Consider the following 26,220-nt stretch of genomic DNA (forward strand, 5'->3'; position numbering starts at 1 on the left):
CAGGCTGGCGATGCTGCCACCCGGCTAAAGCATTCCGATCAACCAAGGCCCTTAAATTTTCCGGATGCGTGTCCCGCAAGAACGGGGGCGGCGATAGATAAAGGCCGGGTAATCATTCCAGTGTTCTGGCTAATGCCGTCCATCGCCGGACGGCGCTTGGGTAAAAGCCTTATCGAGCAACTGTTCGAATTGGTCGGCCGGGACCGGTTTGGAAATTAAATAGCCTTGTCCGTAATCGCAGCCCATTCGGTTTAATAGATCGTATTGCTCCTGGGTCTCTATACCTTCGGCGACGACCTTAATGCCCAATTTGTGCGCCATCACCACGATTGCTTCGCATAAGGCCATATCGCTGGAGCCGGCCACCAGACTCCGGACAAACGCCTGGTCTATCTTGATGTAATCGATGTCGAATTTTTTCAAATAGGCCAGAGACGAATACCCGGTGCCGAAATCGTCCAAAGCCACCTGCATCCCACCATCACGAAACGCTGACAGTTGCTCGCGCGTGCTGTTGCTGGCATCCAATATCAAGCCCTCGGTTATTTCGACGATTATGCTCTGGCCCGGCAAATCCAGTTCCTGCAATAAGGCAAGCCATTGGTTGGCTTCCATGGCTTGCCGGCGGAACTGCACCGGCGATTTGTTGACGCTGATCTGGAAATCCGGATGATAAGTTTGCCGCCACTGCTTAGCCTGGTGCGCGGCAGTGTCAAAAACCCAATCACCAATATCGACGATAACCCCGGTATCTTCGGCAACCGGAATAAATTCGGCCGGGCTGACCATGCCCAGCGTCGGATGCAGCCAACGCAGCAGGGCTTCGGCTTTGGCTATGCTGCCGCTGGCAAACTCGATAATCGGTTGGTAATGCAGTAAAAACTGCTGACGGGCCAGCGCGCCGTGCAAATCGTTGGCCAGCCGCATGCGCAGTTGGGCGTTCTGCTGCATCAAGGCAGTGAAATATTGATAGCGGTCGCGACCCTGATTTTTGGCGGCGTACATTGCCTGATCGGCGTTTTTTAATAAGGAATCGGTGTCCAGCGCATCGTCCGGATATAGGGCAATGCCGATACTCCCTGAAATATAGGCCGTCTCATTGCCTAAACGAAACGGTTCCGCCAAAGCCTGCAAGATGTTCCGGGCGATCCGGTTGACGCCATCCACTTGATCCAACTCGCCGAGAATCACGGTAAATTCATCGCCGCCCAGTCTGGCGATGCTGTCGCAATCGCGCACGCAGCCGCTGATGCGCCGCGCCGCTTCCTTCAACAAGATGTCTCCCATGAAGTGGCCCATACTGTCATTGACATCCTTGAAGCGGTCCAAGTCCAGAAACATCAATGCCACATGCCGGCCATGCCGAAAAGCCTTTTTGATTTCCTGATTAAGCCGATCTAAAAACATATTGCGATTCGGCAAACCGGTCAGCGGATCGAAGTTGGCTTGCCGCCAAATCAATTCCTCGGATTTTTTGCGTTCGGTAATATCGGCGATCAAGGCCACCCGCCTGTGCACACCGCCGTTCTCATTCAGAATAGAGTTGATGGTGACCCACTGAATGCAATCCTCGCCGTTCTTGCGGCGGCCGCTGATTTCGCCGGCCCACTGGCCGTGGGTATTGATCACTCGCAAGACGGTTTTATAGAAAGCCTGATCATGCGGCTCTGTGGTGGTACCGACAAAGGCCCGGCCTATCACTTCGTCCGCCGAATAACCGGTTACCGTGGTAAATGCCGGATTAACCGTGATGATGGTGCCCGTGGCATCGGTGACCATCATCGCTTCGCTGCTGTTCAAATACACCAGGGCCGCCAGTTGCATTTCCTCTTCGGCGCTTTTCCGCGCGGTGATGTCCTCATACACGCCCAGCACGCCAATGGTCTGTTGCTGCAAATTACGTAAGGGCACTCTTGAGGTTCTCAAATGCATGGTTTTACCTGCCGGCCCCATTAGCGTTTCTTCGTAATTCAATTTTGCCGTATTGCTCTCGATGACCTGCTTATCGTCTGCTCGATATAAGTGCGCTAAATCCCGCCAAACCAATTGCTCATCGGATTTACCGATCAATTCGGCCGGATTCTCTAACCCGGCATCTTGACTGAAGGCTAAGTTGGCGCCCAGATAACGGTAATTCAGGTCTTTCCAGAATACACGGCTGGGGATGGTGTTGATGACGGTTTGCAGCATGTTTACCGAATCGGCTAGTTTGTGCATCGCTTCCAACCGTTCGGAAATATCGCGCAAAATCAGTAATTGATTGCCGGCCAAGCTATCGCCTAACAAGACAATGTCGACCAACACCATCCGGCACCTGCCATCCTTGCAACAGACTTTTAATTCGGCGGTTTGGCCGGACTCGGTAGCAGACTGGGGAACACGCTGATAAGTATGCCAATTAGCGATGACCTGTTGCCGATATTCAGCGTCGGGATGGGCATGCCACCACCATTCCGCCAAGGTCGGAATATCGCTTAGCGTATAACCGAAGGTTTTTACGAAAGCCGAGTTCAAATAACTGATATTGCCCTGGCTATCATGCAAAGCATAGGCAATCGGCGACTCTTCGATAATGGCGTGAAATTTGGCTTCGCTAACAGACAGTGCCTGATGCGCTTGATAGAGCCGCTGGTAAGGCAGTTGGATGCTGTTGAGGAAAACCGAACGGTAAATCAGGCCATAGGCTACCAACTTATAGGCATGCCCGAGCAAAATATACAAATCGCTGACGCTGGCATAAAAGGTCGCGAACAACTCGCTCATGGCCATGATCGCAGCAGCCGCCGCCAAACCGGCCGGATCGTAGGTGTGTTGACGGCGGGTTTGGCGTAAATAGCCAATGGCGCTGACAGCATAGACGCCGGCCAATACATATTCGCAGGTCTTTTTAAAAGAGGTTAAACCATCAACTGCATCAAAGGTGCGCGGCAACCAATCTTGATGGAAAAACACCAGCCAGCAACTGAGGCCAATATAGAGCAGCACAACGCTCAGCATCAACGCCCGCGACACCGGGGTTATCGGCCGGTTTGGCAGCAACCATCCCATCACCAGACCTATCGCTGCAAACCCGCGGGCCATTAGCCAAAAAGCGATGGCTTTTTCCGGATCGCTCTCGGTGATAAAGGCCGGCATGCCGCTGAAAGACAGGGTATGCATTAAATCGAGGACCGCCACCCCCAAGAAGCAGCAGGCCAGCATCAGGAATCCGGCGGAATTCTCCTTTTGATAAACGCTCCAACCCACCGCGAAAACCAATGCGGAAATCACGATGGAAAAACCTTCCATCAAGGTATGCACGCCCAAGGATTGGCTGACAAAAGGCCGTAAGTAGTCTGCCAGCGGAAAATACAAGCTAAGCAACTGCGCAAGTAAAAGTAGTAGCACCGTCCAAAGCAGAGGCCTGGCCTGGTTTTGTTCGCGATATTGCTCCACAGTGATCCCTTGCTGTTTACCGGTCTGCCGACATTATGTAGATTTAAGTCTGTTGGCGGCTAGTGTTATTGTTATGTTTTGTCGATGTTGCTACGGGTACTGTCAATGCATCAGCGGGCTCATTCAGTACGCTAAAGCTCGCCAATGTTGCCTAATTATGTCGATTTGCCCGACGTCCAGTTGCGCAGTGCGGGAATGTTCCCGGCATAAGGCGCCGCGAAAGCCCAAATAATCCGGACCTATCTGCACTAAACCCGCTACATCGTCGACGCACAAGGAACCGGCCAAGCCACTCAGCAAACCCAGGCCGGCGACTCTATCGACAAAAAGTTGCAATTCGTCGAGCGTCATCAGCCGCGTCAATGAACCGAGTTGTTTATTGGCGGTATCCAGCATCACCCCGCGAAAACCGGCCTGGGCTAAAGCATCAATCATCGCAAAATCCGGGCGGGTATCGGCAAACAATACCGCCACCAGAGCCACACCCCGCGCGGCAATCGCCTGTAAACCCTCGACGCACGCCAGCCAGTCGCCGCCCGGAAAAAACCCGATTTTCACATAATTGACGCCGGTAGCCGCCATGGCTTGCACGGCCGGCAGGACCAATTCGGGCTGCATCGGTAAATCGCCGATAGTGGCACTAACACAGCTGCCCGGTTGCAAGCGGCGGACAATCTCGGCAACCTCGGCCACATCCAAAGCACCCAAGGCGCCGCGAGCCGGTTGTTTTAAATCGATAATATCGACGGCGGCGGCTTCGACCAACAGCGCTTCCGCCAAACTATTCACGCTTGCTAACATCGCGGTCATACTTGCACTCCCCGGCGATGTTGTTCAATCGCCGCCATCAGCCAATCCCAGGCCTGACGCTCCCGCTCACCGGCGGTTTTATCCAGGCCGATGCGCAAATAATCCAGTTCGGCTTGAATTTTCTCCCCAGGCAATCTATCCAGCCGGCTGATCAAAATCGCCGCTTCCAGCACTGAATATTGCGCCCGATTAAAGCCTTGAAATGGCTTATGGTTGACCGTGTGCACGGCCCGGCAAAACAATTTCGGCCGAGTGTCGTCGTCTTCGATTCGCACCAATTGCAGTTCGGTATGCGCCAAAGTATCGGCCAAATAATACCCCGCGACTTGTTGGGCGGGCAATAAGGGCCAGTCCCTACGCCCGGTCAGACAGCCGGCAAAAATCCGCACATCGTCGCAATAATTGATGACGGCGGTTTCGGTTGCCAGCAGATTATCCAGCGTGGTCGAGGGCCGAAACGGCAAGATAATGTAGTGATCTTGTTCAACATGCACTCCCATCGGCGCGATGTGCGTATCGCCCTGCAGATTGATGGTAGTGACGAGGGTTTCTTGAATCATGGTGGTTTAGGTCTATCCTGAAGCGTGAAATGTTGCCGGTTTACCGGCAAACCAACGCGCAATTTTAATCTCGCCGGCTACCCTTGGGGATTTTTTTTCCAGCCGGCGCCTGCAGGATGCAATTCCGTTCAACATTAACCAGGCCACACGCTTATGCACGCCATAGATATTGCCGACTTATCGATTTTGCTGATTGAACCTTCGACCACACAATTAAAAGTCATCATGCAGCATTTACGTGACGAAGGCATAGCCAAAATCGAAGGCGTTTCCAACGCGGCGGCGGCGCTGGAAAGCTTGCATAATCACCGCCCGGATTTGATTATCAGCAGCCTGTATCTGCCGGATATGATGGCCACCGAACTGGTCGAGCATCTGCGCAATGAAGAAGCCCTGAGCCATATCCCCTTCATGCTGATTTCCAGCGAATCCAGCTTTGCGGTACTCGACACCATCCGCCAAGCCGGCGTCGTAGCGATTTTGCCCAAGCCGTTTGCGCACGACGATTTAAAAAACGCCTTGCGGGCGACCATCGAGTTTATCGATCCGCAAGAAATCAGCCTGGAACATTACGACATCGAAAACGTGCGGGTATTGGTGGTTGACGACAGTCCGCTGGCGCGCAAACACATCAGCCGGGTGTTGAACAATATGGGCATCGTCAAGATTACCCAGGCCCAGGACGGCAAGGAAGGCGTCGATGTATTCGCTCGCGACCAAAACGCTTTCGACCTGATCGTCACCGATTACAATATGCCTATCATGGACGGCCAACAATTGATCAAAACCATCCGCCAGGATTTGGGCAATTCCATCGTACCGATCTTGATGGTGACCAGCGAAGAAAACGAAACCCGCCTCAGTAATGTCCACAAAGCCGGCGTCTCGGCGATTTGCGACAAACCCTTCGACCCGCAAACCGTGAAGGAAATGCTGTTTCGGGTGCTGGAGCCGGATTGAAGCTGCAATTACCGGCTTGCTTAAGCTTTATCTTGTTTAACCGTTCCACCCGCTAATAATTGACAGCCCCCTTCCTGTCATCACTCGTCCTTTACCTGCGCGTCTAGCATCCGTTTGCTCCGGGCAAACGCTTGCCCAGCCTAAGTTTGAACATATAAAACCCGCCCAACCGCTCAAAGCCGCTAGCGTGCAAGCGGCAGTTTTTATAGCTGCCGGATAGTTGCGCTAATCCCATTATCCGCACTATACTGCTTATAAAAGCAGTAACTATAAAAACAGCATGAAACCACTCACCGACCGCCAACAAGACATCCTGACCTTCATCGAGCGCAGCCTGTTACAGGATGGCTTTCCGCCGACCATCGCCGAAATCGCCGCTGCCTTTGGCGTGCGCTCCACCAACAGTATCCGTGGCCATTTGCAGGCCCTGGCGCGCAAGGGCGCCATCGAACTGGTGCCGGCCGCATCGCGCGGCATCCGCTTGCTGAAAGCGACACCCAATCCCGAGCAAGGCCTGCCCCTGGTTGGCCGGGTGGCGGCGGGTCAGCCGATTCTGGCCGAAGAACATATCGAGCGTTATTGCCGCCTGGGGCCGGAATTGTTCGATCACCGCGCCGACTATCTACTACGAGTGCAAGGCATGAGCATGCGCGATGCCGGCATTCTCGATGGTGATTTATTGGCCGTGCAACGCACACCGGAAGCGCGCAACGGCCAGATCGTTGTGGCACGGATTCACGATGAAGCCACGGTAAAACGGCTACGCCTGGAGGGTGCTAAAGCGTTTCTGGAGCCGGCCAACCCGGATTTTTCCATCATTGAAGTCGATTTGCAGCGTGAGCTATTGGTGATAGAAGGCGTGGTGGTCGGCGTGATTCGCAGCGGGCTATGAATGCAACTCCCCTGGATCAGCTGTTACGCACCCAGACCGGGATTTGGCGCGGATTGCATTCGGAAAATCAAAACTGGCGAACAATTGCCAGCGGTTTTGCCGAGTTGGATGCCTTGCTGCCCGGTGGTGGCTGGCCGCTGGGCGGCGTACTGGAAATTCTATCGCCCTGCTTGGGCATCGGCGAATTAAGCCTGTTGCTGCCGGCCATGGCCTCCCTATCTCAAAGCAAGCGCTGGATAACCTGGATCGCGCCGCCGCAACAAGTTTACGCACCAGCCTTGACCCAAGCCGGCATCGATTTGGCTTATGTGTTGGTCGTGGACTGCCGGCAAGCGGCGGACATTCCCTGGAGCCTGGAAAAACTGCTGCGTAGTGGCCGCTGCGGCATGGCCTTGGCCTGGCCACGCCGGCTCAGCGATCATCAAATCCGCCGCTTACAACTGGCCGCGGAAGCCGGCTCGGCGTTGGCAGTGCTTTTTCCCAAACAGCGCAGCGGCAGCGGCTACACGGCATTGCGATTGGAGGTCAAACCGACCAGCACAGGCCTGGCTTTACATATTTTAAAGGCGCGCGGCAGTTTGCAACGTTCGTCTTTGACCTTGCAGCTGTAAGACCGCCATGGCTGCCACCGCCAGGGCGCTATCGCCAACGCCGCCAGAGCGAATCGGCACCCTCGTAAAGCCCAATCCGGCCAACAGCCAACTTTGGCTATGCGCCTATTTTCCTGACTTGTCTTTGACTACACTGCATCTGGATTTAAATCAGGCTGTCGCCAGTGCTATGCCCCACAAAGGCCAGACTCGTCTACATACGGTCTCGGCGCCGGCCCGGCAAGCCGGCGTCGAAGCGGGCATGACTCCCGCCGCCGCTTTAGCCCTGTGTCCCGACCTGAGCATTCGTAACCGCGACCCGTTCGCCGAACGCCTGGCATTACAACAACTCGCCGAAATTGCGCTGGATTTCAGCCCATGGGTCAGCCTGGATCAGCCGGATTGCCTGCTGTTGGAAATTCGTTCCTGCCTGACATTGTTCGGCGGTGTAGAGAGATTACAAGATAAACTGCGACTTGCCTTACAGGTCAGCGGACATCATCCGCTCATCGCCATTAGCCCGTCCGCCACCGCCAGCAACTTACTGGCAAGACTAAGCCTGGAGACCATCATCACAGACCGCCAGGCCTTGCGCTCGGCACTGGGCCCGCTGCCCATCGCCGCCCTGGAGCTAGACGATAAACTCTTACACCGGCTAATGCGCACCGGCATTCGCCAACTCACCGACCTGTGGCGCTTACCGCGCGACGGCCTGGCGAAACGTTATGGTGCCGGGTTATTGCCAAAACTGGACAGACTTGCCGGCCGGCAAACTCAAGTTTTACAGGCCTTCCATAGTCCGCCGCTCTTCCAGGCCAGCCGGGAGATGCCCATCGAACTGGAACGTATCGAACATTTTTTTCCGGCTATCGAACAACTGGCCGGCGAATTTGCCGCGTTTCTAAAAACCCGCGACGCCACAACCTTAGGCATCACGCTGGAACTACAGCATCACGGCCGCCCGGCTACGTGTTTGGTATTGGATTTTCGCGCCGGCAACCGCGACCCTAAACACTGGTGCAGCTTGCTGCACGAAAAGCTGGAACGCTCACCGTTACCCGCGCCGGTGCTGGCCATTACCTTGCAGAGCGAAGCCATAGCGCCGTTTCAGCCGGAACGCTTCAGCCTGTTCGACGACCACGAAAAACTGGATAGCTACGCCGAATGGCAAGCGGTTTTGGATCAGTTGCAGGCCAGACTGGGGCATCAAGCCTTGAAATTCCCCGGCGCGCAAGCCGACCATCGCCCGGAACGCGCCATGACCGTTGCACCAAACCAACTAACCGCCAATCCCGATTTAGCGCCCAGGCCTTTGTGGCTGCTGGCTAATCCCGAACCGGTGCGGCTAAGCTGCCTTAGCCTGCTATCGTCGGCGGAACGCATCGAGTCCGGCTGGTGGGACGACCAGCCGATCCGCCGCGACTATCACATCGCCCAAGACAAACGCGGCCGCAAACTGTGGGTGTATCGCGACTTAAACGCCAAACAACAATGGTTTGTGCATGGCTTGTTCGGATGAGGCCAACGCGCCGGACAGCGGTTTTGCCGAACTGCACTGCCTGTCCAACTTCAGCTTTCTGCGCGGCGCCTCGCATCCGGAAGAACTGGTCGAGGAAGCCGCCCGGCTAGGTTACAAAGCGCTGGCGCTGACCGACGAATGTTCGCTGGCCGGCGTGGTAAGAGCGCATCTGGCCGCTAAGAAACACCATATCAAACTGATCATCGGCAGCGAGTTTGTCTTGGACGACGGTCTGAAATTGCTCTTGCTGGCCACTGACAGGGCCAGCTACGGCAACCTGTCCGCTTTGATCACCCTGGCCCGCCGCCAAGCCGAAAAAGGCAGCTACCTGCTAAGTAGATCCGATTTAACCGAACATTGTCCGCAAGGCTGTCTGGCGATCTGGCTGGCCAACGATTGTTACCGCGAAGAAGATGGCCATTGGTTGAAACAGCTATTTGCCGGCGATTTATGGCTGGGAATCGGCCTGTTTCTATCCGGCCGCGACGCAAGTTATTGCCAACAGGCGCAAGCTACCGCCCGACGCTTAGACATGCCAATTGTCGCCTGCAACGACGTGCATATGCACCGCCGCTCGCGCCAAGTCTTGCAGGACACGCTGACCGCGATCCGCCTTGGCCAGCCCTTATCGCAACTGGGCTATGCCTTGTTCGCCAACGGCGAACGGCATTTACGCCCGCTGCCCCGGCTGGCCGAGCTGTATCCCTCTAAATGGCTGCAACAGACCGTAGTTATCGCCGAGCGCTGCCACTTCTCGCTGGACGAATTGCGCTACGAGTATCCGCAAGAACTGGTGCCGGATGGCCATACGCCCACTTCCTGGCTACGGCATTTGACCGAAACCGGCGTTCGCAAACGTTGGCCGCATGGCGAACCACTAAAAGTACGCCAACAAATCGAGCACGAACTGGCGCTGATCGCCGACTTGGCTTACGAACCGTATTTTCTGACTGTGAACGACATCGTCAGATACGCGCGGGAGCAAGGCATCCTCTGCCAAGGCCGCGGCTCGGCGGCCAATTCGGCAGTGTGCTATTGCCTGGGGATTACCGAAGTCGACCCGAGCCGAATGAATCTGCTGTTCGAGCGTTTTCTGTCTCGTGAGCGTAACGAACCGCCGGACATCGACGTCGATTTCGAGCACGAACGCCGCGAGCAAGTGATTCAATATATCTATCAAAAATACGGCCGGCATCGCGCCGCGCTGGCCGCCACGGTGATTACCTACCGCAGCCGCAGCGCGGTGCGCGACGTCGGCAAGGCCCTGGGTTTGAACTTGGCGCAAGTCGAACGCCTGGCCGACAGCGTAGATAGATGGGATGGCTATCAGCTAATGCCGGAATCTCTGAAAGAATGCGGCTTCGACCCGGACAGCCCCACCGTACAACGCTTGGCCGTGCTGGTTCAGGCAATCAAGGGCTTTCCGCGCCATCTGTCGCAACACGTCGGCGGCTTCGTCATCGCTCGCGACGAACTCTCACGTCTGGTACCGGTGGAAAATGCCGCAATGGCCGACCGCACCGTGATTCAATGGGAAAAAGACGACCTGGAAGCGATGGGCCTGTTAAAGGTGGACGTGCTGGCGCTGGGCATGCTCAGCGCGATTCGTAAGGCCCTGGAATATCTTGGTCAATATACCGGTCGGGCCTGGACCCTGGCCGACATTCCGGCCGAAGACCCGGCGGTTTACGCGATGCTGCAACAAGCCGACAGCATTGGCGTGTTTCAAGTCGAGTCGCGGGCGCAAATGACCATGCTGCCGCGCCTGAAGCCGGCCAATTATTACGATCTGGTTATCGAAATCGCCATCGTCCGCCCCGGCCCAATTCAAGGGGAGATGGTGCATCCGTATCTAGCGAGGCGCAAGGGTTTGGAGAAAATCGAGTACCCCAGCCCTGAAGTTAAAGCCGTACTGGAACGCACCTTAGGCATCCCGATTTTTCAGGAGCAAGTCATGCAACTGGCGATGGTCGCGGCCGGGTTTAGCGCCGACGAAGCCGACCAATTGCGCCGGGCGATGGCAGCCTGGAAACGCAAGGGCGGCCTGGAGCCGTTCGAGCGCAAGTTACTGGACGGCATGCGGGCGCGCGGCTACAGCGCCGAGTTTGCCCAACGGATTTTTCAACAGATCAAGGGCTTTGGCGATTACGGCTTTCCGGAATCGCATTCCGCCAGCTTTGCCTTGCTGGCTTATGTGTCGGCCTGGTTGAAGCGCCATCATCCGGCGGCGTTTTGCTGCGCCTTGCTGAACAGCCAACCGATGGGCTTTTACGGCCCGTCGCAACTGGTGCAGGATGCACGGCGGCATGGCGTGGAGGTGCGGCCGGTGGACGTACAGACCAGTCTCAGCGAATGCTCGTTGGAGTTTCCCGCCAACGCCGCACCGGCCTTACGCTTGGGTTTTAATCAAGTTAAAGGTTTATCAGCACTAGCGGCGGCCAAGATTGTCCAAGCCCGCAGAGCTAAACCGTTTACCAGCGTCACCGATCTGGCCGAGCGCGCCGGACTGGATCGGCAAGATTTGGAACACCTGGCGGCAGCAGATGCGTTAAAAACCCTGGCCGGCAACCGGCATCGGGCCTTCTGGGCGGCTGGTGGTGTGGAAGCTGCGACGCCGGTATTTGGGGTCGCAGAGATTGCCGAAGCCACGCCGCTATTAAAAGCCCCCAAGCCCGGACAGGAGGTATTGGCCGATTATGCCAGCACCCGGCTCAGCCTGCGCGAACACCCGCTGAGCCTGCTGCGCGAACGCTTGCGCCGCCGCGGCGTCACCACCGCCGCATCCTTATGGCAACGCCGTAACGGCAGCATCGTCCAAGTCGCGGGCCTGGTGATCTGCCGGCAACGGCCGATGACGGCATCCGGCGTGACCTTTGTAACGCTGGAAGACGAAACCGGCCAGGTCAACCTGGTGGTCTGGCCCGCCACTGCCCTGGCCCAACGTAAACCCTTGCTGAAAGCTCGCCTGTTGTCGGTGACCGGCACGATTCAACAGGAAGACGGTGTGCTGCACTTGGTAGCCGGCAAGCTGGAAGACTGGAGCAGCTGGATCGGCGAATTGGAAACTAAATCCCGGGATTTTCATTGAAGCGCCAAATTTTAAAAGAATAGTTTTTATCCCTTAACCCAACTCGACTACTCGCAGTCCAAGTCCGCAATATCCGCAGCCAGGGCACACCCCCAACTGGCGGGATAAAACCCAGCATCTACAAAACGTTGAAACGAACTGTGTGGCCATTCACCGGGAGACAAAGCCAAACCATGTTTGACTGGGTTGTAATGGATGTAATCCAAATGCTTATTAAAGTCGGATTCGTCACGGATGCAATGCTCGAAAAAACGTGGTTGCCAAATGGTTTTTGCACCGCCTTTTTTCACACTCGCCGAAACTCTTCGAGAAAAAGCAGTTTTAATCATTTGCCACCGGGTTGAATAATCGAAATCGCCCTCCGGCAATAGCCAGAGGCAATGCAAATGATCAGGCAAAATGACGGCAGCGGTTATGTCGAAAGGTCGTTTGCATTTAACCTCTTGCAACGCCTGACGAAGCAACGCAACCCGCTGAATATCGGCGAAAATCGGTTGGCGACGATATGCCACAACCGTAAAGAAATACAAGCCGCCAGGGACATATAACCGCCGATAGTCGCTCATAATTCCATTAGTTAGCCAGTGTAAGATTATTTTTAGCCTAGTCCAAGGCGGACATTTCCAACAAAAATCACTGTCCTAGTGTAGGCCAGAATAAGCCGATAGGCGTTTCTGGCAATTGCACGTTTTGCCGGAAACGCTAACGCTTATTCCGGCCTACATGGCTTTACCGAGCCAAACAAAGCGGGCTCGTTAATCTGATTAGCCAGCGAAATCCGTTTGAGAACAAAAACCGACCCTATTAGCCGACGAACCAAAATTTTTGCCCGGGGGTATTTTCGGCCGGGCATTTAAAAGGATAACCCCTATCCTTAGCCGCCAATCATCAACTAATCTTTAATTTCATAAACTTAGCAAATCCGACAACCAGTAACACAAGTTTGTTAGACTGCACACTCAATCAACCAATCCCCGCGCGGGAGGAATGTGCCATGACCAAAGATGAACTGCTAGCAAAAATTAATACTTCGATTGACGAACAGCAAGTGAAATTAGAAGCGCTCAAACAAACAGCCCTAGACGAATCCCATGAGGCGTTGGAGGAAGCGCGCGCGGCCATCGCCGAACTAGAGCCAAAATTGGAACAAGCCAAAGCCAAGGCCGCAGAAATCGCCGCCGTCGCCGACGAGACCTGGGACGATGTTAAAGAAAGTTTTGAAAGCGGATGGAAAGAATCCGCCGCAAAACTAGAAGAAGGCTGGCACAGCTTCACGGACAAGTTGAAATCCTTCTTGTCTTGATCCGCGCCGAACGCACTACCCAAAAACGCCGTTCTTAGTTAGGTTAGAAACCTTTAAGCTGGGTTTCCGCTATCGCTCCTACCCAGCCTACGCAATATAAATTTGCGGACAGTTTTATCCCGTATGCCGCGCCGAGTACCGGAGCTTTTGATAGGAATAGCCCGCAGGGGCGAGAACCGGCATTCAATCAAGTTTCGCGGTAGCGAATCATCACTTATACCAACCATTCCGGGTAGGCACAAAAATAGACCCACTCTACTAAACTAATTTTTCGCTTGCATAAGCAGGTATTAGACAGTAACTACGAAACTTGCATCGACGGAGATTTATATGAGTTTGAGTAATCGAAAAATAATACGGCACAGTGCCCGTTGGTTATTACACCTTACGGCCTTGCCGATATTAACTATCTCACTAACCACTAAACCCGCATTTGCAGGCGACATGGATAAGTATTATTTCTGTACACCTTTGGGATTGAAAGTCATGGCTAAAGAGGTGGATGAATATTACCGTGGACTTGGGCCAAAATTTGTACCTTACCCGAAAATTAATTTTATAACGGATAAATTTGTCAATATCAGTTGCGACTTTGATGACCAAGTGAAAGTTATGAAGGAATTTGGATTCCAAGTTGAAAATATAGATAGAGGGCCAAATAAAATTGCGCTTGAATTACCAATGTTCAAAGAAGATTCGTTCCAAATTTTTCGACCGAGTTTGGAGCTAATTATCGAGCATGACGGCAAGAAAATTATTAGGGGCTGTTGCCATTTTGAAACGATAGCCTTGAAATCGAACGGCTCTGCCTCATTGATTGATTTTTCAATCAGAAGACAAGTGAGCTATGCCGCGACAAATGTTTACGGATGCATACTGGAATAAATTCAAAGCCATCCTGTTAAGCCTGGGGATTTATGACAAGCCTTCGCTCAGGCAAACGGTAGAAGGGATTTTTTATCGCATGCGAGTCGGCTGCCCCTGGCGAGACCTGCCTGCCACGTTTGGTAAGTGGAATGCAGTCTACAAACGGTTTAATGCGTGGTCACTGCAAGAAAAACTGATGGGCATCTTTCGAGGCCTGGTTGTGGCACCGGATTTGGAATGGACCTTTATTGACGGCAGTATCGTGAAAGCGCATCAGCATAGTAGTGGTGCGGCTCATGAACAGGATGCCGCGATTGGGAAATCCGTTGCGGGTCACACCACGAAAATCCATATGGCCGTTGATGCCTGTGGGCTGCCTATTCATTTCTCGATCACCGGTGGTGAAGTCCATGACTGCAAAGAAGCGCCGGAATTAGTGGCTAAACTGCCTTTGGCTGACTACACGGTCGCTGACAAAGGCTATGACAGTGAACCTCTACGGATTCAAATTCGAGAGAAAGGGAGTGTCCCTATCATTCCTAGAAAACAAAATTCAATCGTCGGGAATGACGGAATGGATTGGTGCCTCTACCAATATCGCCACCTCGTTGAAAATGTCTTTGCGCGATTGAAACATTTCAGAGCCATCGCGACGCGATATGACAAATTGAAACGCAATTTTGAAGGCGTTGTCGCTTTGGCCTGCGCTTTTATTTGGTTACCCATGTAAAACGGCAACAGCCCCTAGTATTCATTCAAAAGTAAATAATAAAATGCCATAGGAAATTGGCATGAGTTTAGAATCCATACAAATCGGTTACAAGCCAGTTCAAAACGCGGAAACATTTTTCCGTAAATTCATTATGTAAACCGATCAATATGACAATAAATCGGTGATCGAAATCATGTCTTAAAATGATAAGTAAAAACCTATAACTGATTTTACTTATTACAGGTACCCATAAGACCAAAACAGACTACAACCCCACAAACTCCATCAAAGCCGCCAATTCCTTGGCCTCCAATTCATAAAACGAATGCGCCCTAACCCGCTCCGGTAAGCTCACATCACCGTAGCGAACCCGAATCAAGCGGCTGACTTTAACGCCTTGAGATTCCCATAAACGCCGTACCAAACGGTTACGCCCCTGCTTCACCGTGGCATAAAACCATTTATTAGCGCCTTCGCCGGCGTAAAAGCTGACGTCTTCGAAATGTGCCGGGCCGTCTTCCAGTTCCACACCTTGTTTCAAGCGCGCCAGCATGGCATCGTCGACTTCGCCCAAGATTCGCACCGCGTACTCCCGTTCGACTTCGCGCGACGGGTGCATCAAGCGGTTGGCCAACTCGCCGTTGTTTGTCACTAAAATCAAGCCGGAGGTGTTGATGTCCAGGCGGCCAACCGCGATCCAACGGCCGACTTGCAAGCGCGGCAGTTGGGTAAAGATTACCGGCCGGCCTTCCGGATCACGGCGGGTGACCAGTTCGCCGACCGGTTTGTGGTACACCAATACGCGGGTCGGTTGTTCGGCGTATTTTTCCCACTTCACCACCCGACCATTGATTTGCAAGTGATCGTCAGGCTTTAAGTGATAACCCGGCTGCACAGGATTACCGTTGACGGTCAGCCGGCCTTCCTCTATCCAGCGCTCGATTTCCCGCCGTGAGCCGACACCCGCCCGCGCCAACAGCTTTTGGATGCGCTCGCCGCCGGCGGGCGCGGCTTTAGTGGAGGGTGAGGTTTTCGGCGCCGAGGCCGGCTTCGGTTTGGGCGTCGAACTCGGTTTCCGCGGCTGTGGTTTCTGGGTCCGTTTGTCCTGCGGGGCTGATGGATTGTTCGATCTCGGCGGTTTGCGGTCTTTCACGTTGGTCCTGCTCGGGTTGCGGTTGAGGCGAATTACCGAAATCGAAGTTGACGATTTCTTCCAGCGTCGGTAATTCGCTCAATGAGGTTAAATTGAAATAATCCAAAAATTGTTTGGTGGTGCCGAACAAGGCCGGCCGGCCCGGTACTTCCTTATGGGCGATAACGCGAATCCACTCACGCTCCAACAGGGTTTGAATGATGGAACTGCTGACACTGACGCCGCGAATATCCTCGATTTCACCACGCGTCACCGGCTGGCGATAAGCGATGATCGCCAGAGTTTCCAGCAACGCGCGCGAATAACGCGAGGGCTTTTCTTCAAACAAGCGTGTGACATACGGCGACAAGCCTTCCCGCACCTGAAACCGATAACCGCTGGCCAATTGCCGCAAGCCGATTGGCCGGTCGGCATAGTCGCGGGCGATGTCTTCCAGAGCCATTTGTACGGTTAGCGTGTCCGGTTGCTCTAGTTCCGGAAACGTTTCTTGAATCTGTTTAATCGTCATAGGCCGATTAGCGGCAAACAAAATGGCTTCCACGATGCGCTTGGTGTTCATGTCGCACTCTTTAATTATGTCGGGCTGTAGTCGGTGGCGTTCGACCACGATGGGTTCGTAGGTGCTGGCGCGAATAATCTCGGCCCAACGCAGCGGTAAGCGGGTTGCGCGCCTAGACTCGCTAACGGCCGCAGCCTCCGGCACGGGTGCTTGCCAACTACTCCGCCAACCCGGCAACAAGCGCACCGCGTGCCTACGGGAAATTGGCAAAACCACGGGTTTACTTGGTTCTTGGCTTTGAACAACCGCAACGCGCGGCTCGCTAGTCCAGATAGCCGGAAACCGAACGGCCCGCCGTTTGACCGGCACGAATATCGTAACCGGCTCGGGTTTGATGCGCGGCTTGCGGGGCGTTCTGGGTTTGGCTGTGGGAATAACATCATCAACGACGGTTTCGGCTAACTGCGAATCAGTCGCCGGTGCCGCTATCGAGGCGGATTCTGACCTGAATGCCGGCGTAGGGTTCGGATTGGAAGATGTCGATGATGCGTTCCTTGGAGAGTTCAAGGATGGCAAGAAACGCGACAACCACTCCGTTTTTTCCTTCACTTCGGGTAAAACACGCTGCGAAAGGGAGCTGATTTGCTCCGTTAAGTTTTTCCAAAATGGCTGCCATTCGTTCACGGACTGATAGGGGTTCTTTGGTTATTTGATGATGGGTAAGCCTCTCGGCGCGCTTCAAAATGTCCTGGAAGGCCAGCAGCAGTTCCTTGAGTTGCACATCCGGCAAAATTTGCTGTACATCCACGGTTGAAGTGTCGACGCCGAATTCAAAGGTATCGCGCTCGTTTCTGGGCAGCAGATCGATCTCTTCGGCGACTTTTTTGATCGCTTCGTATTCCTGCAATTTGCGAATCAAAAATGCTCTGGGGTCCTCTTCTTCCTCTTCGCTTTCCGGCTGCCTGGGCAGCAGCATCCGCGATTTGATCTCCGCCAGCAGCGCGGCCATCACCAGATATTCGGCGGCCAGCTCCAGACGCAAATTTTCCATCATATCGATGTAGGCGATATATTGCCGGGTGATCTGGGCGATGGGGATGTCGAGAATATCCAGATTCTGCCGACGAATCAAATACAACAGCAAATCCAGCGGCCCTTCGAACGCATCCAGAAACACTTCCAGCGCATCCGGCGGGATGTAAAGATCTTCCGGTAAATCCTGATAAGGCTGGCCTTGCACCAGCGCCAGCGGCGGCAGCGCGGCTTCAACCGGTAGTGCTACTTCGTTCAAAACTACATGCCCGCCAAACTAAAAAATAATTGTTGGGCGTAGTACATAGGATAAGCCAGCAAATATTGCAACACGTCGGTAGCGAGTAATATCAACAAAAAAATAAAACCAAACCGTTCCAAACGATTGTATTGCCAAGCCCAATAATCCGATAGCACTCCGGACAAAATCCGGCTGCCGTCCAAGGGCGGAATCGGCAGAAGATTAATCAAAGCCAAAACCAAATTGATGCTGATGCCTGCTACGCCGCTGTAAATCAGCGGAAAAGAGATGTATTCAATTTCCAACATGACGCCGATTCTAGCCAGCAAAGCCCAGGCCATCGCCATCAATAGATTGGAAAGGGGGCCGGCTACCGCCACAATCGCCATGGCTTGGCGCGGCTTTTTAAACGCGCGGGGATCGACCGGCACCGGCTTGGCCCAACCGAACACAAAACCGGTAAAGGTCAGCAATAACAAGCCGGGGATAATCAGGGTGCCCAGCACATCAATATGTTTGAGAGGATTCAGCGTTAAACGGCCTTGGTCGGCAGCGGTGTTGTCGCCTAACTTCTTGGCCACCCAGCCGTGCGCCACCTCGTGACCGGTGATCGCGAAAATCACCGGCAAAATCCAAACGACGATCCTTTGTATCAGGGTTAATTCGTCCATCATGGCTTTTACTCCAACATCGGCGCAATACCGATACCTTGCCGAACAATGTCAATCGACTTGTCGCCGCAAGCGATGACGGTAGTGGGTTGATATTCGATCACGCCCACATCTATGACCAGGGCCAACTCTTTTTCCAGCCGCTTGCGGATTTCGTAAGGATCGGCCAAAGGCTCCTCATCGCCGGGCATCATCAAGGTGGATGTCAATAATGGTTCGCCAAGCTGCTCGACCAAGGCTTGAGCTACCGGATGGTCGGTGATTCTGACGCCTATGGTTTTCTTTTTGGGGTGCTGCAACCGGCGCGGCACTTCGCGTGTGGCATCCAGTAAAAACGTAAACGGACCTGGCGTCAGTTTTTTGATCAAGCGGTGGGCTTCATTGCCCATTTTGGTGAAGGTGGAAACCTGCGACAGGTCGGTACACAACAGTGTGAAGTTATGATTATCGTCCAGCCGGCGGAGGCTGCGAATTTGATCCATGGCCGCCTTATCGCCGATCTGGCAACCCAGCGCGTAGGATGCGTCAGTGGGATAGGCGATGACTCCGCCGTTGCGCAAGATATTGACTGCTTGTTGAATCAAGCGCGGCTGCGGGTTCTTCGGATGAATTTCGAAATATTGCGCCATTGGCTAAAAAGATGGGCTTAGATAAAACGCCATTGTACCTTAGAAGGCACTTAAAAACGTCGCGACGCAGTTTTAGTGGTCGGTCAAAGAAGACTGGCCCACTTATCTTTCCGATTGTTTTTTTGCGACTTTATCGCGCAGATAAACCGGCATCGCTTGCTCGACAGCAACGGCCAAACCGTTGGCAAATCCATAAGCGCCCAGTTGAGCGACGCAGCCGGCGCACGGCCAAACCTCTACTTCGATGCCCAACACGCGCTCAGCTAAGCGCTGGCCCAGCTGCTCCGCATAAACGCCCCAACCGGAACCGACGCCAAAGCCAGTGAGATCGGGAAAGATCACTTCGCCGGCTGGGGTCACGGCTTCAGCACCAATCAACGCCGCCAGGCCCAAGTCGTTGCGTTGATACACACCCCAAAAAATCTCGTCCATCCGCGCATCCATGGCAGTAAAACTAAGCTCCGCTTCGGCGTGATGATTGAAAAAATCCTGCGCGATTGCTGCCAGCGTTGAAACCGGTACCACCGGCAAATCGGCGCCGTAAGCAATACCTTGCACCACGCCGCCAGCAATTCTGACGCCGGTAAACGAACCAGGGCCACGGCTCAAGCCGATGGCGTCGAGTTGTTGCGGCCTGAGCTGGGCGTCGGCCATCAATTGATCAATCATCGGCAAGATCAGTTTGGTATGCTCGCGCGGTGCTACGGCAAACTTTTCGGTGATCTCGCCATCAATAAACAAGGCCGCCGAACAGGCATCGGTGGAAGTTTCTACTGCCAGTAATTTCAAATGCTTTCCTCTGTTGCAAAAAACTGCCGCACATCCTCGATTTCACGGCTGCGTTTCATCGCCGGCACGCTGTCCAAAAACATCTGGCCGTAAGAGCGCTTCAACAACCTGGGATCGCAGACCATCAATACCCCACGGTCATTGACGTCGCGAATCAAGCGACCCACACCCTGACGCAGCATAATGATGGCGCTAGGCAATTGGTGTTCGAAAAACGGGTTGCGGCCCTGTTTTTCCATCGCATTCATCCGCGCTTTTAACACCGGATCGCCGGGCGAAGCGAACGGCAACTTATCGATAATCACGCAGGATAAGGCATCACCGCGCACATCAACGCCTTCCCAAAAACTGGCGGTGGCGAGCAATACCGCGTTACCCAATTCCTTGAATTGATCCAGCAACACGCCTTTAGAGCGAGTGCCTTGTACCAAGATTGGATGATCGAGCTTACCGTCCAGCAATTGTGCGGCGCGTTGCAAGGCGCGGTGGCTGGTAAACAGGAAAAACGCCCTGCCTCGGCTGGCTTCCAGCACCGGCAAGGCGAACTCGACAATTCTCTCGGTAAAGTCAGGATCGCTGGGTTGCGGCAAGCCCTTGGGGTGGTAAAACAAGGCCTGGTTCGGATAATCGAACGGGCTCTCCCAACTCTGGCTAAGCGCGCCGCTCAAACCCAGATTTTTGGAAAAATGCACAAAATTATTCGCCACGCTCAAGGTCGCGGAGGTAAAAATCCAGGTGGCTTTGTGCCGGGCCATGAAACCGCGAAATTCCTTGGCAATATCCAGCGGCGTGCGACTGAGCGTGAAAGACTTGCTATAAGTCTCGTACCATTTGATCCACTGCCCGTCCTTATCGTTGATCAAAGTTTCCAGCTGCGCGTCCAGCGCTTCGGCGCGGTCGAAGCATGATTCCAGGCCTTTGCTGCGCACCGAGGCGCGCTCCAATTGGTCGGTCAAGCGCGCCAACTGTTTTTGCAAGGATTCCAGCGCGCCGGCAATTTTGGGGTTGGTTTCGATATCCTGCCAGTCGCCACGACGCAGTTCCAGCCCAAACGCCAAGCGCAAATCCTTGACTTCGTGTTGCAGGTCCTCACAGGCGGTGCGCAAATCCGGCATGTCCTTGGCGTCGGTGAAATACTCGGCCAGGCTGTCGTCGGCCAAATCGACCAGTTGTTTGCCGCTAATCGTCACGCCCAAAAAATTGGAGGCGGTGTCGGCCAGTTGATGGGCTTCGTCGATAACGACGACTTCGGCATCCGGCAGCAATTCACCGAAGCCGGTTTCACGGATCGACCAATCTGCGCAGAGCAAATGATGATTGACCACCACGATCTCGGCTTCCTGGGCCTGCTTGCGGGCTTTGGTTAAAAAGCAATCGGCATAATCCGGGCAGTTCTGCCCCAGGCAATTGTCGGTGGTGGAGGTGGCGTGAAACCAGACCGGATCGCCGTCATGCACGTCAGCCACTTCCGAGACGTCGCCGGCCTTGGTGCGCTTCGACCAAGCCTTGATCTGCGCCAACGCCGCCGCGTCTTCCTGGCTGTAACCGAACGCGGAATTCAAAGCCTGTTCCAACCGGTAGGTGCACAAATAATTAGCGCGGCCTTTTAACAAGCTGGCTTTGAACGGCCTTCTGCTCAAGGCTTTGCGGATCACCGGCAAATCCTTGTTGAACAATTGATCTTGTAGATTTTTGGTGCCGGTGGAAACGATGACTTTCTTGCCGGACAGGATCGCGGGAATCAGATAAGCAAAGGTTTTGCCGGTGCCGGTGCCGGCCTCGGCAATCAGGTTTTGCTGGGACTCAATGGCATAGGCGATTTTTTCGGCCATCTCGATCTGCGCGGCACGCGGCGAATAACCGCTAATGATTTCGGCTAAGGCGCCGCCTTCGCCAAAAACATCGGTCAATTTGCTGGCGGCGCTGGCAAGCGCCGGCTTGGAACTGTCAACCACTAGCGACCGAAAAAGCTGTCCGCCTTGGCTTTAGCTTCTCTGGCCCCTTGGGCATTTTGCTGCATTTGTCGGGCTTCGGCGATCAGCAACCAGCTTTTGCGCTTCAGATCCAGATCACCACCAGCCAGCAAAGCGGCCTTGCCGGCCAATTCTTCGGCAAGTTGCGGTTTATTTTGCTTGATTCTGAGCTGCGCCAGCTTGTAAGTCAGCGTTGGGTTGCGTGAATCGATGCGTAGCGCCCGTTCCATCACGACCACTGCAGCATCCAGGTCGCCACTATTACGGCTGCGGTCTGACTCGCTAATTAAAGCCACCACCGCCGGCGGCGTGCCGCTGGGGATGCGCGCGTCTTCTATGACAAACTTCGGTGCCGGCGCAGTTGCTGTAGCCACCGCCGCAGGAGCGGGTGCCGCTAAAGCCGGACTGGCTGGTGCAGGCGGCGGAATATCGGCCGGCGGCATCAACGGCTCGGCGCGAAAGGTCGGCAGATTCGGTTCATCTTTAAAGTTATTGCTGACACTTTCGATAGGATAGGTGGCGGTATCGGGACTAGACACCGGTTTTTTAGCAGTAGTTGCGGGAGCTTTGTTTGCCGCTGATTTTTTAGCCGGGGCTTTTTTGGCCGGTACGCTGCCGGCCACCGGTGGTTCTGAGCCAGGATTACTACACGCCGTTAATATCAGTAACAGAGGGCACAAAATTAACAGAGATTTTTTTTTCATTTACGATTTGAGTAGCCAAGTAAAATTAAAACAGTTCGATTTCATCGTCGTCGCTTTGCCGATTTGCTTGTTGAAACAAGGCTAGCGCTTCATCGACGCTTTTGCCCTGATGGATAGCATCAAACATCACTTTTTCAGATTCCATAGTGTACTGGTTGCGAATGCTTTCCTGAAACTTATACCATTCGGCAGGATTATATAACCTCTGCGGCGTATCGATGATGACCGACAAGCCTTTTAGATTGTTGGACACGTGTTGTAAGCATTGCTGCAGGCGATCATAAAACTGGAACGCCACAATCGCCGAATAAATTTTATCCTGGGTCGCCTCGCAATGCGCCAGAGCTTGGTCGCGGCTCTCGCTCTGCTGAAAACTACTCAGTAACTGATGAATATTTTTCATATCTTCAACCATACCGGTAAACGAGTCGGCCAAGGCTGAGACCGACTCGTCGCCGGCTTTCATGCTGCCTTCAACCTGAGCAACCGAAACGGTCAACAGCTTGATGGTTTCCCTAATCTGGCTCCAACCCAAGTCTGGCTGGCTTGATGGTGAAAGTGTCATAAATAACTATCCTAAAAATACCGATACAAATGAAGTTGTCGCGACATATGCGCCCTATTGTAACCGACTATACAAAAGCAATGACGACGGCTTAAGTATAGAGAAACTGGAGATTAGTCGATTATTGGCGCCGGTATTTTTAAAAAACCCGGAATTGACGGTGAAATCGCACTACTCTTTTGCATAAGGTAGCAACGCTTATCGGGCACAGGGCAAGCGATAGCTCGGTTGACGATAACTCTACACTTGGAGTAGAAATACCTTTAGCGCAGCACCGGGTTTGCGTTGAAACCGCTTTTCCACGCTTTTTAAAAGGATAATATGAATATTCAATCCGCCGGCAAAAAATTGTTCGTGTTGGACACCAACGTACTGATGCACGACCCAACGTCCATTTTTCGCTTTCAAGAACATAATGTTTTCATTCCGATGGTGGTGCTGGAGGAATTGGATCACGCCAAAAAAGGCTTATCCGACGTATCGCGCAACGTCCGCCAAGTTAGCCGGTTTTTGGACGAATTAATCCGCGATGCCGATCAACAAACCATCAACGCCGGGCTACCGCTGTCGCGCATCGATTATGCTTTGAACGGCGAGCGAGAATTCGACGGCCGTTTGTATTTTCAAACCCGGCAATTGTCGCATCTACTCCCTGCCGACCTACCTGGACAGATTGCCGATAATTCTATCCTGAGTATCGTATTGGCCTTGGGTAAGGAATACCCGGATGTGAATGTAATCCTGGTCTCCAAAGACATCAATATGCGCATCAAAGCAGCCGCGCTACAGATTACTGCCGAGGATTACCATAACGATCAAACCATCGAAGATATAGACCTGCTCTACACCGGCACGATGCCGCTGGACAGCGACTTCTGGGAGGAACACGGCGGCAAGATGGAATCGTGGCAGGAAAACGACCACACATACTACCGCGTGAATGGTCCGCTGGTGGCCGAATGGTATCCCAACCAATATCTGTATATGGAAGGCGAAGATAACTTCGAAGCCATCGTGAAGAGCCGCGAAGGCGACACGGCTGTGTTGCAATTGGCCCGCGATTATCGGACCAAACACAATAGCATCTGGGGCATTTCCGCCAAAAACCGCGAGCAAAATTTTGCGTTGAATGCCCTGCTCGACCCAAACGTTGACTTCGTGACGTTAATAGGCTCTGCCGGCACCGGTAAAACCTTGCTGGCACTGGCAGCCGGCCTGTCTTTGACTCTGGAAAGCAAAGCCTATTTGGAAATTATCATGACACGGGAGACCATGCCGGTCGGCGAGGACATTGGCTTTTTACCGGGTACGGAAGAGGAAAAAATGGCGCCGTGGATGGGGGCGTTGATGGACAACCTGGAGTTGCTGGGCAGCCGCTCGGGCACGACCGAATGGGAACAAGGCGCGTCGCAAAACGTCATGATGAACCGGGTAAAAATTCGTTCGCTGAACTTTATGCGCGGCCGGACTTTTCTGAACCGCTACCTGATTATCGACGAGGCACAAAACCTGACGCCTAAACAGATGAAGACCTTGATTACCCGGGCAGGACCGGGGACAAAAATTATCTGCATCGGCAACCTGGCGCAAATCGATACGCCGTATCTAACGGCAACCAGCTCCGGTTTGACCTATGTGGTTGATCGTTTCAAATCTTGGCCGAATAGCGCCCATATTACTTTGCGGCGCGGCGAGCGTTCCCGCCTGGCGGATTTTGCATCCGATAATTTGTAAAGCCATCAAGCCGATGATTGACTGATCTCAGCCTTTGGCCACGCCATTAATACCGCTTTAACCAGCGTGGCCAAGGGTATCGCAAAAAATACCCCCCAAAAACCCCACAAGCCGCCAAAAAACAGGATGGCAACAATAATTGCAATAGGATGCAAATTCACGGCTTCAGAAAACAGCAGCGGCACCAATATGACACCATCCAGCGCCTGAATCACTGAATAGGCAATAAACACATACATAAAATGATCACTGCCGCCCACGCCCCACTGCACATAAGCCACCGCCAATACCGGAAAAGTGACTAATGTCGCGCCGACATAAGGAATCACCACAGACAAGCCCATCAGTACCGCAAGCAACATCGCATAATTCAAACCCAACAACCAGAAGACTATGTAACTGATCGCCCACAGGATAAACACTTCGAGAAATTTGCCTCTAACGTAATTGGCTATTTGCCTATCGACTTCATGCCACACTCGCAGGCTAAGACTGGTATCCCTTGGTAGAAACTGTACAAACCAGCCCAATAAAACCTGTTTATCTTTCAGAAAGAAAAACACCATCAACGGCACCAAAAACAAGTAAATGATGACCGCCACCAGTCCGACAAACGATTGGGCGGAGCCGGAGATCAAATCCTGACCATACTTGAGCAAGTCTTGCTGAATGGAGAACATGATTTCGCGAATCCGGACTTCCGAAATCAGTTCCGGATGGCGTTCAGGGAAGCGCATGATTTCGGCTTGGGTACTGGAAACAATCTCCGGTATGTGTTGCACCAGTTGCACGGTTTGCTCGGACACTATCGGCACCAGCACGAACAACACAAAACCCAGCACAGCCATAAACGCAAAGAATACGAGATGCACCGAAATCAAACGACCGAGTTGACGCTGTTCGGCTTTAACCACCAGCCCTTCCAGTAGATACGCCAACACAATCGCCACAAAGACCGGCATCAGCAAATCCAGCAAGCCGTATATCAATAAAAAGCCGCCCAGCAAAACTATGGCTAGGGAAACAACTTGGGAATTGGGTAGAAATCGCTGGAAAAAATTTCTAATGAAATCGGAACTGGAAAATTCAGTCTGCTGGTTCATGAGGTGTTGGCGGCTACGCAAACCGTTGTCGGTTTGATCGCGCCATTAGGTTATATAAAAAAGCGGGATTGCTCAGGACAGTGTAAATAATTTATCAAAATTAGCGATTTCCAAAATTTTTTTAACTTCGGTACGCGAATTTTTAATCCGTATTGCCGACTTATCACCCGCCATCTTATCTCGCAGAACTAACAGCATGCCAAGGGCTGAGCTATCTAAGTATTCGGTGCCGACCAAATCCACTTCTATCAACTTCACGCCACTTTCAACCAGCTTGGTGGCTTCGCGAAACTCGTTGTGCACGCCGAAATCGAACCGGCCGCTTATTTTAATCGACAGCACTCCCGCATCAACACGTGCATCAATACCCATATTCTTTAACCTCACAAAT

At 53.3% G+C, this 26,220-nt stretch carries 24 protein-coding genes; 9 read left to right on the forward strand and 15 right to left on the reverse strand.

Annotated elements, in window-relative coordinates; all coding sequences use genetic code 11:
* Positions 1-129 precede the first annotated feature (129 nt).
* From ACH5Y9_RS12705 to ACH5Y9_RS12715, 3 genes are all read right to left on the reverse strand, one after another.
* Positions 130-3,435: a bifunctional diguanylate cyclase/phosphodiesterase gene (locus ACH5Y9_RS12705; RefSeq protein WP_445366326.1), complete on the reverse strand. Its 3,306-nt coding sequence runs from the start codon at positions 3,433-3,435 to the stop codon at positions 130-132.
* Positions 3,436-3,558: 123 nt separating this feature from the next.
* Complete coding sequence (locus tag ACH5Y9_RS12710; RefSeq protein WP_445366327.1) at positions 3,559-4,245, reverse strand: (5-formylfuran-3-yl)methyl phosphate synthase; 687 nt, start codon at positions 4,243-4,245, stop codon at positions 3,559-3,561.
* The gene (locus tag ACH5Y9_RS12715) at positions 4,242-4,805 is read right to left on the reverse strand and encodes a DUF447 domain-containing protein (protein ID WP_033157449.1); all 564 of its coding nucleotides are present in this window, start codon (positions 4,803-4,805) and stop codon (positions 4,242-4,244) included. The genes ACH5Y9_RS12710 and ACH5Y9_RS12715 overlap by 4 nt, the downstream gene beginning before the upstream one ends.
* Positions 4,806-4,958: 153 nt before the next feature.
* Here ACH5Y9_RS12715 and ACH5Y9_RS12720 point away from each other — a divergent pair, with 153 nt between their 5' ends.
* From ACH5Y9_RS12720 to ACH5Y9_RS12740, 5 genes are all read left to right on the forward strand, one after another.
* Positions 4,959-5,765: a response regulator gene (locus ACH5Y9_RS12720; protein ID WP_033157448.1), complete on the forward strand. Its 807-nt coding sequence runs from the start codon at positions 4,959-4,961 to the stop codon at positions 5,763-5,765.
* Positions 5,766-6,045: 280 nt separating this feature from the next.
* A complete protein-coding gene (gene lexA, locus ACH5Y9_RS12725) occupies positions 6,046-6,657 on the forward strand; it encodes a transcriptional repressor LexA (RefSeq protein ID WP_445366328.1) in 612 nt (203 codons plus the stop codon).
* Complete coding sequence (gene imuA / locus ACH5Y9_RS12730; RefSeq protein ID WP_445366329.1) at positions 6,654-7,268, forward strand: translesion DNA synthesis-associated protein ImuA; 615 nt, start codon at positions 6,654-6,656, stop codon at positions 7,266-7,268. The genes lexA and imuA overlap by 4 nt, the downstream gene beginning before the upstream one ends.
* A gap of 7 nt (positions 7,269-7,275) precedes the next feature.
* Positions 7,276-8,766 carry a Y-family DNA polymerase gene (locus ACH5Y9_RS12735; protein ID WP_445366330.1) on the forward strand — a complete coding sequence of 497 codons (1,491 nt, stop codon included), beginning with the start codon at positions 7,276-7,278 and terminating at the stop codon, positions 8,764-8,766.
* Complete coding sequence (locus tag ACH5Y9_RS12740; RefSeq protein WP_445366331.1) at positions 8,750-11,854, forward strand: error-prone DNA polymerase; 3,105 nt, start codon at positions 8,750-8,752, stop codon at positions 11,852-11,854. Before ACH5Y9_RS12735 ends, ACH5Y9_RS12740 begins: the two co-directional genes overlap by 17 nt.
* Positions 11,855-11,901: 47 nt before the next feature.
* Here the strand turns inward: ACH5Y9_RS12740 and ACH5Y9_RS12745 are convergent, their stop codons facing one another.
* Positions 11,902-12,420 (reverse strand): REP-associated tyrosine transposase, encoded by a 519-nt coding sequence (locus ACH5Y9_RS12745; RefSeq protein ID WP_445366332.1) that lies wholly within the window; start codon positions 12,418-12,420, stop codon positions 11,902-11,904.
* A 428-nt stretch (positions 12,421-12,848) separates the two neighbouring features.
* Between ACH5Y9_RS12745 and ACH5Y9_RS12750 the strand changes: the two genes are divergently transcribed.
* The 3 genes from ACH5Y9_RS12750 to ACH5Y9_RS12760 all read left to right on the forward strand — a co-directional run bounded on the left by ACH5Y9_RS12750 (position 12,849) and on the right by ACH5Y9_RS12760 (position 14,754).
* Entirely contained in the window at positions 12,849-13,157 is a 309-nt protein-coding gene (locus ACH5Y9_RS12750; RefSeq protein ID WP_445366333.1) for a hypothetical protein, read from the forward strand.
* Between the two features lie 330 nt (positions 13,158-13,487).
* Positions 13,488-14,042, forward strand: a complete 555-nt coding sequence (locus tag ACH5Y9_RS12755) for a hypothetical protein (protein ID WP_445366334.1) — start codon at positions 13,488-13,490, stop codon at positions 14,040-14,042.
* Entirely contained in the window at positions 14,005-14,754 is a 750-nt protein-coding gene (locus tag ACH5Y9_RS12760) for an IS5 family transposase (RefSeq protein ID WP_445366335.1), read from the forward strand. The genes ACH5Y9_RS12755 and ACH5Y9_RS12760 overlap by 38 nt, the downstream gene beginning before the upstream one ends.
* Positions 14,755-15,001: 247 nt before the next feature.
* On the opposite strand, the gene rluB is transcribed toward ACH5Y9_RS12760, so the two are convergent.
* The 9 genes from rluB to ACH5Y9_RS12805 form a co-directional block, all read right to left on the reverse strand.
* The gene (gene rluB, locus ACH5Y9_RS12765; RefSeq protein WP_445369891.1) at positions 15,002-15,724 is read right to left on the reverse strand and encodes a 23S rRNA pseudouridine(2605) synthase RluB; all 723 of its coding nucleotides are present in this window, start codon (positions 15,722-15,724) and stop codon (positions 15,002-15,004) included.
* A gap of 25 nt (positions 15,725-15,749) precedes the next feature.
* On the reverse strand, positions 15,750-16,592 hold the full coding sequence (gene scpB / locus ACH5Y9_RS12770) for an SMC-Scp complex subunit ScpB (RefSeq protein ID WP_445366336.1): 843 nt from the start codon (positions 16,590-16,592) through the stop codon (positions 15,750-15,752).
* Positions 16,593-16,857: 265 nt separating this feature from the next.
* Entirely contained in the window at positions 16,858-17,679 is an 822-nt protein-coding gene (locus ACH5Y9_RS12775; protein ID WP_445366337.1) for a segregation and condensation protein A, read from the reverse strand.
* Between the two features lie 2 nt (positions 17,680-17,681).
* Positions 17,682-18,335 (reverse strand): site-2 protease family protein, encoded by a 654-nt coding sequence (locus ACH5Y9_RS12780; RefSeq protein ID WP_192393999.1) that lies wholly within the window; start codon positions 18,333-18,335, stop codon positions 17,682-17,684.
* Between the two features lie 5 nt (positions 18,336-18,340).
* A complete protein-coding gene (locus tag ACH5Y9_RS12785) occupies positions 18,341-18,961 on the reverse strand; it encodes an L-threonylcarbamoyladenylate synthase (RefSeq protein WP_101051618.1) in 621 nt (206 codons plus the stop codon).
* A 102-nt stretch (positions 18,962-19,063) separates the two neighbouring features.
* A complete protein-coding gene (gene tsaB / locus ACH5Y9_RS12790; protein ID WP_445366338.1) occupies positions 19,064-19,750 on the reverse strand; it encodes a tRNA (adenosine(37)-N6)-threonylcarbamoyltransferase complex dimerization subunit type 1 TsaB in 687 nt (228 codons plus the stop codon).
* Positions 19,747-21,705, reverse strand: coding sequence for an ATP-dependent DNA helicase (locus ACH5Y9_RS12795; protein ID WP_445366339.1), 1,959 nt, complete (start codon positions 21,703-21,705; stop codon positions 19,747-19,749). Before ACH5Y9_RS12795 ends, tsaB begins: the two co-directional genes overlap by 4 nt.
* Positions 21,705-22,427, reverse strand: coding sequence for a tetratricopeptide repeat protein (locus tag ACH5Y9_RS12800; RefSeq protein WP_445366340.1), 723 nt, complete (start codon positions 22,425-22,427; stop codon positions 21,705-21,707). The genes ACH5Y9_RS12795 and ACH5Y9_RS12800 overlap by 1 nt, the downstream gene beginning before the upstream one ends.
* 25 nt (positions 22,428-22,452) lie before the next feature.
* Entirely contained in the window at positions 22,453-22,992 is a 540-nt protein-coding gene (locus ACH5Y9_RS12805; RefSeq protein WP_171694768.1) for a hypothetical protein, read from the reverse strand.
* A gap of 321 nt (positions 22,993-23,313) precedes the next feature.
* Between ACH5Y9_RS12805 and ACH5Y9_RS12810 the strand changes: the two genes are divergently transcribed.
* Positions 23,314-24,726 carry a PhoH family protein gene (locus ACH5Y9_RS12810; RefSeq protein WP_445366341.1) on the forward strand — a complete coding sequence of 471 codons (1,413 nt, stop codon included), beginning with the start codon at positions 23,314-23,316 and terminating at the stop codon, positions 24,724-24,726.
* A 5-nt stretch (positions 24,727-24,731) separates the two neighbouring features.
* Here ACH5Y9_RS12810 and ACH5Y9_RS12815 read toward each other — a convergent pair whose 3' ends face one another.
* Together ACH5Y9_RS12815 and ACH5Y9_RS12820 are read right to left on the reverse strand one after the other, a co-directional pair.
* A complete protein-coding gene (locus ACH5Y9_RS12815) occupies positions 24,732-25,829 on the reverse strand; it encodes an AI-2E family transporter (protein WP_445366342.1) in 1,098 nt (365 codons plus the stop codon).
* Between the two features lie 72 nt (positions 25,830-25,901).
* On the reverse strand, positions 25,902-26,201 hold the full coding sequence (locus tag ACH5Y9_RS12820) for an STAS domain-containing protein (protein ID WP_445366343.1): 300 nt from the start codon (positions 26,199-26,201) through the stop codon (positions 25,902-25,904).
* Positions 26,202-26,220 lie beyond the last annotated feature (19 nt).

Source organism: Methylomonas sp. BW4-1 (assembly GCF_052474385.1).

Bases quoted from the DNA above. Each gene is read 5' to 3' on its own strand.
- ACH5Y9_RS12710 (WP_445366327.1), bottom strand. From the start codon at position 4,245: ATGACCGCGATGTTAGCAAGCGTGAATAGTTTGGCGGAAGCGCTGTTG.
- ACH5Y9_RS12715 (WP_033157449.1), bottom strand. From the start codon at position 4,805: ATGATTCAAGAAACCCTCGTCACTACCATCAATCTGCAGGGCGATACG.
- ACH5Y9_RS12720 (WP_033157448.1), top strand. From the start codon at position 4,959: ATGCACGCCATAGATATTGCCGACTTATCGATTTTGCTGATTGAACCT.
- lexA (WP_445366328.1), top strand. From the start codon at position 6,046: ATGAAACCACTCACCGACCGCCAACAAGACATCCTGACCTTCATCGAG.
- imuA (WP_445366329.1), top strand. From the start codon at position 6,654: ATGAATGCAACTCCCCTGGATCAGCTGTTACGCACCCAGACCGGGATT.
- ACH5Y9_RS12735 (WP_445366330.1), top strand. From the start codon at position 7,276: ATGGCTGCCACCGCCAGGGCGCTATCGCCAACGCCGCCAGAGCGAATC.
- ACH5Y9_RS12740 (WP_445366331.1), top strand. From the start codon at position 8,750: ATGGCTTGTTCGGATGAGGCCAACGCGCCGGACAGCGGTTTTGCCGAA.
- ACH5Y9_RS12745 (WP_445366332.1), bottom strand. From the start codon at position 12,420: ATGAGCGACTATCGGCGGTTATATGTCCCTGGCGGCTTGTATTTCTTT.
- ACH5Y9_RS12750 (WP_445366333.1), top strand. From the start codon at position 12,849: ATGACCAAAGATGAACTGCTAGCAAAAATTAATACTTCGATTGACGAA.
- ACH5Y9_RS12755 (WP_445366334.1), top strand. From the start codon at position 13,488: ATGAGTTTGAGTAATCGAAAAATAATACGGCACAGTGCCCGTTGGTTA.
- ACH5Y9_RS12760 (WP_445366335.1), top strand. From the start codon at position 14,005: ATGCCGCGACAAATGTTTACGGATGCATACTGGAATAAATTCAAAGCC.
- ACH5Y9_RS12780 (WP_192393999.1), bottom strand. From the start codon at position 18,335: ATGATGGACGAATTAACCCTGATACAAAGGATCGTCGTTTGGATTTTG.
- ACH5Y9_RS12785 (WP_101051618.1), bottom strand. From the start codon at position 18,961: ATGGCGCAATATTTCGAAATTCATCCGAAGAACCCGCAGCCGCGCTTG.
- ACH5Y9_RS12800 (WP_445366340.1), bottom strand. From the start codon at position 22,427: ATGAAAAAAAAATCTCTGTTAATTTTGTGCCCTCTGTTACTGATATTA.
- ACH5Y9_RS12805 (WP_171694768.1), bottom strand. From the start codon at position 22,992: ATGACACTTTCACCATCAAGCCAGCCAGACTTGGGTTGGAGCCAGATT.
- ACH5Y9_RS12810 (WP_445366341.1), top strand. From the start codon at position 23,314: ATGAATATTCAATCCGCCGGCAAAAAATTGTTCGTGTTGGACACCAAC.
- ACH5Y9_RS12815 (WP_445366342.1), bottom strand. From the start codon at position 25,829: ATGAACCAGCAGACTGAATTTTCCAGTTCCGATTTCATTAGAAATTTT.
- ACH5Y9_RS12820 (WP_445366343.1), bottom strand. From the start codon at position 26,201: ATGGGTATTGATGCACGTGTTGATGCGGGAGTGCTGTCGATTAAAATA.